Here is a 12691-nt window from a genome sequence, read left to right on the forward strand (position 1 = left end):
TGCTGTCCGGTATCCACAGCCCGCCTTGTTTTCACGGCCATTTCGCGATGATTTTCGTGACTGTCGAGGCGTGTCCGGAGGTATCGGAAATGGCGCACGAATGGGCGATTTCATGCTTGCGTCGAATGTCAATTTGCGAAAGCTGCGCGACGCACGCGACAACGCGACGACGCACATTCGGGCATAAATCGCCCCAGCCGTTGCGAGCAAGTCTCTCGAATCGTGACGTCGTTTCCTTAAATCTTTCCAATCCCTCAAACCTCGGACTCGAAAAATGAACGTATTCACAGACGCGAACGCCATCGCGCACATCAAACACAAGCTCGCCACGCGCCTGAACAAGCGCGGCCAGCGTGGGGTCACGCTGGTGGAACTCTCGGTAGCCGTCGCCGTGATGGGCCTGATCATGGCCGGCGCAATGGTCGGTGTGCCACGCCTGATGAACAGCGTGAAGCTGTCGCAAGAGATGAAGGACTGGCAGATGTCGGTGCTTGCGGTGCAGAACGCGGTGGCGTCCGGCACGCTTATCGCGGGGAAGACCAAGCAGGTCGATATTCGTCCGACGGCGATTGCCGAGCCGTTCAACCGGCCCGCTGGCACCACCACGATCCTGAATCGTTTCGGTGGAGAAATCACGATCGACGCGGTTCAAACGGGTGGCTATCCGTCGAGCGGCGTCACGGTGACATCGCTCGGGTATCCAAGCTCCCAATGCGAAGACTTCGCCGCCAAGATGAACGGTCTGTTCGCCACGCTGACCATCAACGGCAACGTCATCAAATCCAAGACCGAAAACAAGATCGATCAGATCAGCAAGTCGTGCACGGAAGACAGCAATAGCGCTGCCATGACGCAAGCCGATCTCGAATTCACCATCGCTGGCTGAGAAGTCATCTCGGGGATCTGACCAACGACCAAAGGCGGACAGAACATGACTCTTCCAGGAATGCGTGTTGCGGTGCTCGCTTCGATGTTGGGCGCAGCGGTGCCATCGGCGCTGGCGGCGGAAGCGGCGTCCGGCACTGGCGGGACGTGGGTGCTCGCGAGCCACAAGCCGCTGATGCAATCGCTGGGCGGCGGTGCCGATGCGGCGCCCGTGCCCGAGTCGGCCGGTGCGCAGCAGCTCGTGCAAGACGGCAACCAGCCCATCGACGACTCGGAGCGCGACGTGCAGACGGTGGGCGTTGCAGCGCCGTTGGCGATTTCACCGCCCGTCCCCGTTGCGATGGAGCTTGCCCTGCAACCGTCTGACGGCCGCGTCTCTCAGGCCGTCCGACGGTATGCGGAGCGCAATGGCTGGCAACTTGCGTGGGAGATCGAGCGTGATTTCCCCATCGAGTATCCCGCGACGTTCCGCGGGGATTTCCTCGGCATCGTCGAGCAGATCGTGCGCTCGTTGCAGAACACCGACGCGCCGATTCGCGTGAAGGTCTACGAGGCCAACCGCGTGTTGCGCGTCGTGCACGCCACACAATAACTTCCGCCTTGCCTCGCGCACGGCGACCCACATCGGAAGCGGTCATCCATGAGAAAGCATCTCGGCGTGTTGTGCGCCATCACGTTACTGACAGCGTGCGGCACGCCGGGCCTGCTGTCGAAAACCGACGAGAACGTTACAGAGGTGCGCGAGACGATGCGCACCGCCAACGACACCCACGCAGCAACGGCCATAGGCGCCATCGAACATGTCGATGGCGCCTGGCTGTCAAAAAAATCAGTCGCGGTCAACGCGACGATCGCACTTCCCGAATTCTTCACGCGTCAGGTGCGCTTCTCCACCGGCGCGCCCCTGCCCATGTCGGTGCTGCTCGCGCAGGTGGCGCGTGGCCATGGCCTGACGATTCGCATGGCGTCCGATGTCGCTTGCGATGGCGGCGCGTCGTCTCGCGATGGCCGGGGCGGTCGCGGCGAGGCCGCAGGCGTGGCACAACGCTTCCAGATCAATTGCACCGAGAGCGGCGAGCCTGCTGTGCCGTTGCAATATCACGGTTCGCTGTCCGGGCTACTCGACACCATCGCGCATCGCTCGGGCACGCACTGGTCTTATCGCGACGGCGTCGTGCAATTCGCGCGCTACGTCACCCGGACGTTCCAGATCAAGATGATGCCGGGTAGCTCAACGTACACGGCGTCAGTCGGCAAGGCGTCCAGAATGAAAGCGGATCGCGGCGCGTCCGGCGGTGGGGGGACGTCGTCGGGCGGCGTCGATCTGAGTTTCAATGCCGACGCGAACGTCACGGTCGAGTCCGAACTGGACTACTGGACGGATCTGGTCAAAACCGTCGCCGACATGCTCTCGCCGAGCGGCCGCGTTACGCCGTCGGTCGTCACCAGTTCGCTCGTCGTCACCGATACGGCCGATGTCGTCGAGCGTGTAGCGCGATACGTCGAATCGGAGAATGCGGTGCTTGGCCGTCAGGTGAAGCTGCGCGTACAGGTCTATTCCGTCACGCTCGAGGAAAACTCGGCGGCGGGCATCGACTGGGATCTCGTCTATCGATCCGCCAGCGGCTTCGTGGCGGGCCTGAGCGGTCCGGCACTGGGCGGCGCGCTCATGACGCGCAAGGGCGGGTTGGGGATCCGCACGATCCCGAACGGCCGTCTGGCCGGGTCCTCTGCGTTCATCAAGGCGCTGAGCAAGCAAGGGCGCGTGAGTACGGTGATCGACACGACCGTCGTCACGCTGAACAACCAGCCTGCGCCTGTCGCCGTCACACAGAACCGGGGGTTCGTCGCGCAGACCAAGATGACGCCCGGCAACTACGGGGGACAGGCCGTCGTGACGGCCGAGCAATCGGTGCTCACCACGGGCTTCGTCATGAACCTGTTGCCGACGTTGATGGATAACCGCAGCGTGATGCTGCAAGTGCAGATCGATATGTCGGACCTGAAGAAGCTCGACAAGATCAATCTGCGCACCGGTAAGGAAGCGCCGAGCGGCAGCGATGCCGGCGCGTCCGGTGGCGGCAGCGGCCCGAACGTGCGCGCGGACATCGACGGCAAGGGGGCCAGCATCGATATCGGCGGCAAGGATGATGACCGTCGCCGTGACGATGACGGCCTCGGCGCGGGCACGTTCATGCAACTGCCCATTACGGCGTCCGTGCAGACCATGCAGCGTGCGTCGCTCAAGTCGGGCGACACGCTGGTGCTGAGCGGCTTCCGTCGCAAGGACGACAACACCGAGCGCGATGGCATCTTCAACTACGAAGGGGGGACAAAAGAGGCGAATCAGCACGTGAACGAGGTCGTCATCATGATCTCGCCGGAACTGACCGAGGGCGTGTGAGATGGGGCGCGCACTGTCCAACCACCTCGTGATCGGCGCGCAATGGGAGACGCTGATCGGTCTCGAAAAAGAGATGGCCGAGATCCGCAGTCTCGCGCGCAGCCGCGACGCCTCGCACTTCACCGTCACCGATGACGGGGCGGGCACGCGCACCGTCGGGCTGGTCTCACTGCCCGACGCGATCGATACGAACGCCACTACGACCCGGTACGCGCTTGCGGCGGTGCTGCGCACGCTGGTCGACGGACCGAACGTCGCGTTCATGCACCCGGATCCCGACGATCCCGCCAAGGCGATATTCGTGACGTTGCGCGACCATCGTCCCGAACTGGATCTGGAGGTCCCGGCGTCGCAGTTGAAGCAGCGTCTCGATCAGTGGGCGGCCGAAGTCGAGGGCCCGGTGAAAGTTGCCGGGGTGATGCGCACGGATCTGCCGCATGCCGACGTCAACCTCACGCTCGACGACATCGCTGCCGCTGCGGTTCGCGATGCAACGCCGGAGATGCGTATCAAGCCGGTGCGTCAGTCGCTCCCGACGCGACAACTGAAAATCGCCGCTGCGGCGGTGACGTTGCTCGCGGTCATCGCTGGCGCAGCCTACGGGGGGTGGCAATGGTACGAGGGCGTTCAGCGCGAAAAGCTCGCCGCCGCCAATCGCATCGATCCTGTCGAAGCATACAAGCAGGCGCTGACGCGGGCACTCGCCAACGAGTCGTTCTCGACCGGCGCATCCTATGCAAAGCATTTGCAGCGCGCGGTGCAGCAACTGCCCGCGAATGCCGGTGGATGGCGACCGGCGTCCATCGACTGCAAGGCGCGAACTTGCGAGATCGAATGGCGGCGTCTCGAAGGTGGCACCTTCGACCTGCTGCTGTCTCACCGTCCTCGTGCGCAGATTGTCGATCTCGACCATGCGAAAGAGCGCTTCGTGCTGCCCGAGGACGATGCCACCTCGGCAAGCACGGTCGCCGCATCGCTCGGCGCGGCGAAAAGCGAAGCGCACTCACCGGCAAGTACATCTTCCATCGAAGCGCTCGAAGACGATGGCGATGCCCGCGTCGCCCCCATCCCGCGCAATCAGTTTCTGCGCACGGCAGGGGCGCGGCTGCAAGCGCTCGGCGACTACGGCATGGATATCGCGCTGACGATGCCCGAGCCGCTGGTGCCGGTCCCACCGGGTGCGGCCTCACGCGACGACATGCCGCCGCCCATCTCGAAAGGTGAATGGAAGATGGCGGGGCATCTGGCGTTCTTCGACTCTGTCGCGGGCCTGATGATGCGCGCGGGCAACATGTCCCTCGGCGAATTGAAGATCGTGATCGATGACGGCAAGCCCGTCTTCTCCGCACAAGGAACCTACTATGTTCACTAAGTTGCTCCGTGACGCCGTAAGGGCGACGGCGACGGCGACGCTGCTGTCGGCGAGTGCCCATGCCGAAGAGACGATCGACGCCTTCGCGCGGGCGCATCTGAAGGCCTCGCAAGAGGCGCAGGATGCCAAACAGGCACAAGCCGACGCGCAGGCACCGGGGAACGCGCAGACGCCGACATCCGCCAAGCCCACACTGGCCGATGCGCCGCCCGAACTGCTGTTTATCTACGGTGTGGAGAATGCTTCCGTCGCGTATCTGCGTGTGGACGGAAAGTTCGGACGCAACGTGACGAAAGGCGACAAGGTCGGGCACTGGCAGGTCGTGCAAATCGGTGACGATTTCGTCGACATGCGACGCGGTGCGCGGCAACAGCGCTTGCTCTTGCCCAATGCCTTCGGCGCCGCGCCGTCATCTTCAGCGCAGACGAGCCAGCGCGTCCCGGGGCAAGCGCATGGCGACGATTACTGAACGGCTGCGCGCCACGCTGGCGCACCTCGGACGACGCGGGCACACGCGCGCCGTCGTCCGTCCTATCGCCGATCTGCGCGAGTCCGACATTCAGGCGTTCGGCTGGCGACAGGACCTCGGCATCACGCTCGCAGGCGCGGAGCATGGCGCGCTGGTGCTCGTTGCGATGAAACCCCGTCTGTACCTCGTGCTGCTGGAGAGCAATACGTTCGTGCGCATGCAGGGCTCCGATCTGCTCGAACGCTTCGATCGTGCCGTGCGCTCGAAACACCGGCTGGACCTCGAAGGCATCTACGTCGGCACGACAGAAGAAATCTTGCTGATGCAGTCGCGCCTTCAGCAGCAGGGAGACGACGGCAGCCAGATCGGCGAGCGGCGGACCGGTGCGTATCGCAATTTCGATCTGATCATCGAGCGCGCGGTGGAAGCCGGGGCGTCGGATATTCACTTCGAGTTTCGTGACGGACGTCATGTTCAGGTGCGCATGCGCATCCACGGCAAACTGCGCATGTCGGCGGAGAGCGATCGTCTCGCCCGCGACTATCACGCCATGCTCGACGCCGTCTCGGCCGCGTATAACTCGCGCGCCGATCCGAGTAGCCGCAGCCACAATCACTTCGACGACGCGCAGCACCAAAGCTGCTCGATTCCGCTGACGATCCGCCAGCGCAAGTACCAACTGCGTTTCCAGAGCGTGAAGGAGAATCGCGGTGTGGACGTGGTGCTGCGTCTGCTGATCAACGAAGCCACGGACGGCGACGTCCTCACGCTCACCCAACTCGGCTATGCAGACGATCAGGTCGAGATTCTGGAAGACGCCGTGCACCGCAGCCCGGGCCTCACGATCATCGCGGGCGAGACCGGCTCCGGCAAGTCCACGACGCTGCGTACGCTGATGACCTACGAGCGCGATTCGGGCAAGAAGTTCTTCTCCATCGAAGATCCCGTCGAGTACATCCAGCCGCATATGACGCAGATCCCGATTCAGCGCCGCGCGGAAGACGGCCCGGGAGAATCGCCCTTCGGCGCGGCGGCCAAGGTCTTGCTGCGTGGCGATCCCGATAAATTGATGCCGGGCGAGATTCGCGATGCAGAGACCGGCTCGTTCGCCAAGTCGATGACGGAGACGGGCCACCAGGTGTTGTCGACGGTGCACGCGTCGAGCGCGTTCGGCATTGTGTCGCGGTTGGTGAGCGACGAAATCGGCATGCCGCTCTCGGCCGTCGCCTCGCCCAACTTCCTCACGGCCATCGTCTATCAGAAGCTAATCCCGGTCCTATGTGCGCACTGCAAGCGTGCCGCGCTGGATGCGCCGGACGTCATCGACGCCGCCACGTTGTCGGTGATCGGCGCACTCGGCATCGACACGTCGAAGGTTTGCGTCGAGGGGCCGGGCTGCGAGCGTTGTTCCGGTCGCGGCACGAGCGGACAGACGGTCGTGGCCGAAGTGTGCGAACTGACCGACGAGTTGCTGGACCTGCTGCGCGAGGGGCACTACTGGGACGCCGAGCGTCACTGGCGCGTCTGCCACGATGGTGACCTGACCAGCCCGCACATGACCGGCAAGTCCGCGATGGAGCACGCCATGTACAAGATGTCGCAGGGACTGGTCGACCCGCACGATATCGAAGCCGCCTTCTGCAAACTCAAGAAATTCCATTTCCGTCAGTCGACGTCCTTGAGCGCCGCTTCGACACGCCGTCTCGCCAGTGTGTGACGACACGCTGCACGCGTCGATGTCGGCGTAATTCCCCCTCCGATGTTCAGCACCGAATGCCATGATCGAAGCCGCTAACCGTCTGCTCGCCAAACTCTCTCCCGCACGCGATCCGTATCCTGGCCTGACGAAGGCCAAGCGCCAGTTTCGCAAGTCCCGCGCCAAGTTCTACAGCGACTTCGCCGACGCCATCGAAGACGGTGCGAACCCGTTCGAACTGTTCTCGCGCCGCTATGCGCGGGCGAAGGAGCGTCGCAATCCGATGGCGCCGTTGTACGCCGTGTGGCGAGACCGGGCCAGTTCGAAGAACCTGCAAAAGTCGTGGGCGGGCACGATTCCCGAGGAAGACCTCGTCGTGATTGCGGCAGGCGAGAAGGGTGATTTGCCCGGCACGTTGCGCTTTCTCGCGCGCGTCGTTACGCTCCAGCAGCAAACGCGCGCGGTCATCGCGGGTGCGGTGGCGTTGCCGATCTTCATGTCGGTACTACTCGCGGCGATTCAGTTGGGCGTGGCCTACGGCATGATGCCGATCATGACGGAGATCATGCCGCCGGAGAAATTTCCGCTGGTCGGCGCGGGCCTCTATGCGATGTCCAGCTTTGTCGCGAACTGGTGGCCGCTCCTGTACGGCCTGCCGTTCGCGCTTGTCGTGCTGATGTCGTACTCGTTCAGCCGGTGGACGGGACCGCTTCGCCGTCGCCTGGACAACTTCGGCCCTTACGCCGTGTATCGCGACGTGCGCGCGGGCGAGTTTCTCGTGGCGCTCGCCGCGCTCACAGGTGCGAAGACCTCTGTGTTCGACGCCGTCTCGCTGCTGCTTACGCGGGCGTCGCCTTGGTTACGGTGGCATCTGCTGCGTATGCGGGCGTCGCTCAAGAGCGAGCGCAGCATGATCAAGGCGATGGACACGGGCATCTTCAACGAGGAGGTGTTCGATCGGCTTGTCGAGTACTCCGGGCGGACCAACTTCGACGCGGGCATTCGCAAGATCGGGTTGATGACCATCGAAGAGGTCGCGGAACGTATCCAGGCCCGCTCGGCCACGTTACGCTCCGTGCTTCTCGCGCTCGTCGGCCTGACGATCATCTTCACCGTGGGCGGCATGTTGCAGATTGGCCATGCGGCGGGCGAGTACGCGCAATCGATGTTCTGACGATGGTCTCTCTTTTCGAATTCCTGTGGTGCGAATTTCAGGCGCTGCCGCGTGAAGCGGTCGCTGCGGCGATGGCCGTGCTGGGACTGTTTGCGGGCAGCTTTCTGAACGTTGTCGTCTACCGGTTGCCGCGCATGCTGGAGACGCAGTGGGCGGGCGAAGTCGCCGCGTGGTCGGGACAGATTCCGCCGGTGACGCCGGTCTTTAATCTCGCATGGCCGCCGTCGCGCTGCCCGCATTGCGAATTGCGCATTGCGGCGCGTCACAACTTCCCGGTCTTCAGCTATCTCTGGCTGCGCGGGCGATGCGCCGCTTGTGGCGCACGGATTGCGCTGCGTTATCCCCTTGTCGAAATCGCCGTTGGCGTGCTGTTCGCTGCGATGGCGTGGACATTCGTGCCGTCGAAGCAATACGCTGCGATGCTCGTATGGTGCGGCTTCGGCGCGACATCGCTGGCGCTTGCCCTCATCGACATCGATACGCGATTGTTGCCGGACTTGCTCACGTTGCCGTTGCTTTGGGCGGGACTGTTATGCAGCGTGATGGGCGTGACGCTGCCCGTCGACGAAGCGGTGTTGGGGGCCGCGCTCGGGTACGTCGTGATGTGGACGATCGGATCGGCGTACCGCGCGCTGACGCACCACGAAGGTCTCGGCGGCGGCGACGCCAAGCTCGTCGCCGCCTGTGGTGCGTGGCTCGGATGGATCGGCGTGCCGCTTACGCTCGCCTTCGGCGCCGTGGCTGCGACGCTGGCGTTCGCCGCCTATGGGTTGGTGCGTGGCCGCGTGCTGCGCGAGCCGATGCCGTTCGGCCCATGGCTCGTGCTTGGTGCGTTGGCGAGCGCGCTGTGGGGCGAGCCGTTCCTAGACCTGTGGCTGCGCACGAGCGGCTAATGGGGTGGAAGCGGTCATCGTTTCGACGCCGGATGCGCCGTCGGGCGAAAAATCGGCAACGGCGCGTGCCTCGCCACGCGCGCTGAGGTTCTTCCCTGCGTCCTGATTCGATGCCCGCGCACTCGCGAGCATCATGTCCGCCGCCTTCTCTCCGATCATCATCGACGGGGCGTTGGTGTTGCCCCCGATGAGCGTCGGCATGATGGACGCATCGACTACGCGCAAACCTTCCACGCCGCGCACCCGCAGTTCCGTGTCGACGACCGACGCCGCATCGCTGCCCATCCGGCAAGTGCCGACCGGGTGATAGATGGTGTCGGCACGCGCACGGATCAAAGCCGTCAGCGCTTCGTCCGATTCCACGCCCCGGCTGTGTAGTTCTTCGCCACCGAACTTCGCGAGCGACGGCGCCGCGAGAATGCGCCGAATCACGCGCGCACCGCGCAGCAGCGTGTCGACATCTTCCTGTGCTTGCAGAAACGCCGGGTCGATGTGCGGCGCGTCGCGCATGTCGGCGGACGCCAGCGTGACGCGTCCGCGACTCTTCGGCCGAAGCACGCACGCGTGCAACGACAAACCGCGCCGCAAATGCAGACGCCGGTTGTGGTTGTCGCAAATGCCCACGAGAAAGTGCATCTGCAAGTCGGGCCGCGCGAGCGACGGTTCGCTTTTCAGAAAGCCACCGGCTTCCGCCACGTTGCTCGCGAACAGACCGCGCCGGTCGCGCAGGTATTCCATCCCTTGCGTGAGCAGATGCCACAGCCCTGCGGGCGTGTAGCCCACGAGATCACGATGCGCGATGTACTTGTTGACGATGAAATCGATGTGATCCTGCAAGTTTTCGCCCACGCCCGGTGCGTCCACCCGAACGTCCAGGCCGTGCGCGCGCAGCTGATCGGCCGGGCCGATGCCCGAGCACATCAGCAACTGCGGCGAGTTGAACGCGCCTGCGCTCAGCACGACTTCGGCGCGCGCATGAATCGTTTGCACGGTGCCTTGCCGTTGCAGCTTGATGCCCGTCGCGCGCTTGCCGTCGAACACGATGCGCTGCACCAGCGCGTCGGTGATCACATGCAGGTTGTTGCGCGTCTTGCCGTGCAGATAGGCGCGCGCCGCGTTCCATCGCTGACCGTCTTTCTGCGTCACCTGATAGATGCCCGCGCCTTCGTAATGCTCGCCGTTGAAGTCGTCGCTGACGGGGAATCCCGCTTCGCGCGCGGCGTCGACATAGTGTTGGGAGAACGGATTGACGGTGCGCAGATCGGCGACGTTGAGCGGGCCGCCTGCGCCATGCCATGCGTTCGCGCCGCGCTCGTTGTTCTCGTTGCGACGGAAGTACGGCAGCACGTCGTCCCATGCCCAGCCGGTGCAGCCCGCCTGTGCCCAGTCGTTGTAGTCGTCCGGATGCCCACGCGTGTAGATCATCGCGTTGATCGAGCTGGAACCGCCGAGACCGCGTCCGCGTGGCTGATAACCCTGACGTCCCGCCAGTCCCGCCTGCGGTGTCGTGCGATAGCCATAGTTGCGGCGCGATGCGAACGGCACGAGTGCTGCGAGGCCGAGCGGCAGACGCACGAGAAAGCTGTTATCCGGCGGACCGGCTTCGACGAGTGCGATGGTGCGATCGGGCAACCCGTCCGCCAGACGCGCCGCGAGTGCGCAACCGGCTGAGCCGCCGCCGACAATGACGTAGTCATAGTCCATGCTGTCATCCTCCCTTGGATGGCACTGCTTCAACTTTGTTGTTGAATGCGTTCGCTGCTTCGTGTGCTGCTCGTTTTTATGATGCTTGGCGATACCTGTGCGGCATGTGTGCGTCGATCTCTGAGGCGTCTCGTCGACGTCACTTTGCAGCGGCACTCATTGTAGGCAGACAATGCGTGTGCCCGGGGGGGAAGTGAAGCATTCCTCTAATTTGTGCGAGCACGAGGGCTTAGCCGCTATGATGAAATGATCGACTTGAAGTGACCGTCCCATGTATGGCATTCGGGATGACGCGCAAGGGAGACACGGATGACTGAAGCCTGGCAGACGCATGACGTCACCAATCAGGTGCCGCCGCTCACGGACTACAACCTCTACGCGACTGACGCCGCGCTGCAAGCCGCTGTGGCGGCGTTCGATGCGGACTGGCATGCGAAGGAGTTGCATCGTCAGGGCGCACGTGTGGGCGAGGCCGAAGTGCAGCAGTGGGCGCAGGACGCCAATCGTCACGAGCCGGAACTGGAATCCTTCGATTCGCAAGGTAATCGTATCGACCGCGTCGCGTTTCATCCCGCGTGGCATTCGCTCATGGGGCTTTTGCGCGGTGCACAACTGCAATCGCTGCCGTGGGCGCATCCGCGCGGCGGGGTGATGGCGGCGCGCACGGCGTCGTACTTTCTGCATGCGCAGAACGAAGCCGGTTCGCTGTGCCCTACGACGATGACGTTCGCGAGCATTCCGGTGCTGGCGAAGGAACCGGCGCTCTTCGCCACGATCAAGGACAAACTGCTCGCGCCGCAGCACGATTCGCGCGACGTGCCGCTCGCGCAGAAGCACACCATGCTCATCGGCATGGGGATGACGGAGAAGCAGGGCGGCTCCGACGTGCGCACGAACACCACCGTCGCGACTGAAGTGGGCAATGGCGAATTCTCGCTCGTCGGTCATAAGTGGTTCTTCTCCGCGCCGCAGTGCGACGCGCATCTGGTGCTCGCGCGCGATAGCGACAGCGACGCGTTGTCGTGCTTCTTCGTGCCGCGCTACCGGCCTGACGGCCACAAGAACGCAGTCCAGATTCAGCGTCTCAAGGACAAACTCGGCAATCGCTCGAACGCGAGCAGCGAAGTGGAATTTCAGGGCGCGTATGGCACGCGTGTGGGAGCGCCCGGCCGCGGTGTGCCCACGATTATCGAAATGGCGACTTACACGCGCCTCGACTGCGTGCTAGGTAGCGCGGCGATGATGCGCGCGGGCGTCGTGCAAGCGATTCATCATGCGCGGCATCGCACCGCGTTCGGCGCAAAACTCGTCGATCAGGACCTGATGACGGCGGTGCTTGCCGATCTCGCGTTGGAGTCGGAGGCGGCGACATGGCTGGCGATGCGACTCGCGCGTGCTTTCGACGCGAGCCTGTCGGACGACGACTCACCCGTCGAGCGGGCATGGCGACGCATCGTGCTGCCCGCCGCGAAGTTTTGGGTGTGCAAGCGCGCGCTCGAACTCGCGGGCGAATGCATGGAAGTGTGGGGTGGCAACGGGTATGTCGAGACGGGGCCGCTGGCGCGTCTGTATCGCGAAGCGCCCGTCAATTCGATCTGGGAAGGTTCGGGCAACGTGATGTGTCTGGACGTGCTGCGTGCCATGAGCCGCGAACCGGACGTCGCGCAAAGCTGGTTTCAGTGGCTCGGCGAACGCGTCGGATCGCACGCGACGCTGCGTGCCGCGCTCGCGCAATTGCACGGCTGGCTCGCTGCCGACCCCGCGTCGCACGCGGTGCGCGCGCGTGCCATCGCACAACAGATCGTGCTGCTGTCACAGGCCGCGCTGTTGTTGGAACATGCGCCGTCCGAACTGGCGCACGGGTTCATCGAGAGCCGTTTCGCGAACGCAGGCGGACGTGTCTACGGCGTGATGCCGGACACGATTCCAGTCGGTGTTCAACGCGCGTGGCTCGACAGAGCGTTTCTTGCGTAGGGCATGACGTAAGACACGACACATCGACTTCATATAACGACAACATATCGACACGACAGCGGCCGGAGCACTCACGCACCGGCAGTCGCAGGGAGGAATGGCATGGGACACATGGACGAG

At 63.9% G+C, this 12691-nt stretch carries 10 protein-coding genes; 9 read left to right on the forward strand and 1 reads right to left on the reverse strand.

Features of this window, described 5'->3' with window-relative positions; all coding sequences use genetic code 11:
• Window positions 1-274 precede the first annotated feature (274 nt).
• The 8 genes from PCO31010_RS08725 to PCO31010_RS08760 all read left to right on the forward strand — a co-directional run bounded on the left by PCO31010_RS08725 (window position 275) and on the right by PCO31010_RS08760 (window position 8893).
• Window positions 275-886 (forward strand): pilus assembly FimT family protein, encoded by a 612-nt coding sequence (locus PCO31010_RS08725; RefSeq protein WP_150663902.1) that lies wholly within the window; start codon window positions 275-277, stop codon window positions 884-886.
• Between the two features lie 45 nt (window positions 887-931).
• On the forward strand, window positions 932-1477 hold the full coding sequence (locus PCO31010_RS08730; protein WP_150663903.1) for a toxin co-regulated pilus biosynthesis Q family protein: 546 nt from the start codon (window positions 932-934) through the stop codon (window positions 1475-1477).
• A gap of 48 nt (window positions 1478-1525) precedes the next feature.
• Complete coding sequence (locus tag PCO31010_RS08735) at window positions 1526-3289, forward strand: secretin N-terminal domain-containing protein (RefSeq protein WP_150663904.1); 1764 nt, start codon at window positions 1526-1528, stop codon at window positions 3287-3289.
• 1 nt (window position 3290) lies between these two features.
• Entirely contained in the window at window positions 3291-4661 is a 1371-nt protein-coding gene (locus tag PCO31010_RS08740; protein ID WP_150663905.1) for a type IV pilus inner membrane component PilO, read from the forward strand.
• On the forward strand, window positions 4651-5130 hold the full coding sequence (locus tag PCO31010_RS08745) for a hypothetical protein (RefSeq protein ID WP_150663906.1): 480 nt from the start codon (window positions 4651-4653) through the stop codon (window positions 5128-5130). Before PCO31010_RS08740 ends, PCO31010_RS08745 begins: the two co-directional genes overlap by 11 nt.
• A complete protein-coding gene (locus PCO31010_RS08750; protein ID WP_174984528.1) occupies window positions 5114-6847 on the forward strand; it encodes a GspE/PulE family protein in 1734 nt (577 codons plus the stop codon). Before PCO31010_RS08745 ends, PCO31010_RS08750 begins: the two co-directional genes overlap by 17 nt.
• A 61-nt stretch (window positions 6848-6908) precedes the next feature.
• Complete coding sequence (locus tag PCO31010_RS08755; protein WP_150663908.1) at window positions 6909-8000, forward strand: type II secretion system F family protein; 1092 nt, start codon at window positions 6909-6911, stop codon at window positions 7998-8000.
• A 2-nt stretch (window positions 8001-8002) separates the two neighbouring features.
• Window positions 8003-8893, forward strand: coding sequence for a prepilin peptidase (locus PCO31010_RS08760; RefSeq protein WP_246184512.1), 891 nt, complete (start codon window positions 8003-8005; stop codon window positions 8891-8893).
• On the opposite strand, the gene PCO31010_RS08765 is transcribed toward PCO31010_RS08760, so the two are convergent.
• A complete protein-coding gene (locus tag PCO31010_RS08765) occupies window positions 8864-10597 on the reverse strand; it encodes a GMC family oxidoreductase (RefSeq protein WP_246184513.1) in 1734 nt (577 codons plus the stop codon). The genes PCO31010_RS08760 and PCO31010_RS08765 overlap by 30 nt on opposite strands.
• 309 nt (window positions 10598-10906) lie before the next feature.
• Between PCO31010_RS08765 and PCO31010_RS08770 the strand changes: the two genes are divergently transcribed.
• Window positions 10907-12571, forward strand: a complete 1665-nt coding sequence (locus PCO31010_RS08770) for an isovaleryl-CoA dehydrogenase (protein WP_150663909.1) — start codon at window positions 10907-10909, stop codon at window positions 12569-12571.
• Window positions 12572-12691 lie beyond the last annotated feature (120 nt).

The sequence above is a fragment of the Pandoraea commovens genome, from assembly GCF_902459615.1.
In the GTDB taxonomy this organism is placed as follows: Bacteria; Pseudomonadota; Gammaproteobacteria; order Burkholderiales; family Burkholderiaceae; genus Pandoraea; species Pandoraea commovens.

Coding starts and splice junctions, on each gene's coding strand:
- PCO31010_RS08725 (WP_150663902.1), top strand. CDS start 275: ATGAACGTATTCACAGACGCGAACGCCATCGCGCACATCAAACACAAG.
- PCO31010_RS08730 (WP_150663903.1), top strand. CDS start 932: ATGACTCTTCCAGGAATGCGTGTTGCGGTGCTCGCTTCGATGTTGGGC.
- PCO31010_RS08735 (WP_150663904.1), top strand. CDS start 1,526: ATGAGAAAGCATCTCGGCGTGTTGTGCGCCATCACGTTACTGACAGCG.
- PCO31010_RS08740 (WP_150663905.1), top strand. CDS start 3,291: ATGGGGCGCGCACTGTCCAACCACCTCGTGATCGGCGCGCAATGGGAG.
- PCO31010_RS08745 (WP_150663906.1), top strand. CDS start 4,651: ATGTTCACTAAGTTGCTCCGTGACGCCGTAAGGGCGACGGCGACGGCG.
- PCO31010_RS08750 (WP_174984528.1), top strand. CDS start 5,114: ATGGCGACGATTACTGAACGGCTGCGCGCCACGCTGGCGCACCTCGGA.
- PCO31010_RS08755 (WP_150663908.1), top strand. CDS start 6,909: ATGATCGAAGCCGCTAACCGTCTGCTCGCCAAACTCTCTCCCGCACGC.
- PCO31010_RS08760 (WP_246184512.1), top strand. CDS start 8,003: ATGGTCTCTCTTTTCGAATTCCTGTGGTGCGAATTTCAGGCGCTGCCG.
- PCO31010_RS08765 (WP_246184513.1), bottom strand. CDS start 10,597: ATGGACTATGACTACGTCATTGTCGGCGGCGGCTCAGCCGGTTGCGCA.
- PCO31010_RS08770 (WP_150663909.1), top strand. CDS start 10,907: ATGACTGAAGCCTGGCAGACGCATGACGTCACCAATCAGGTGCCGCCG.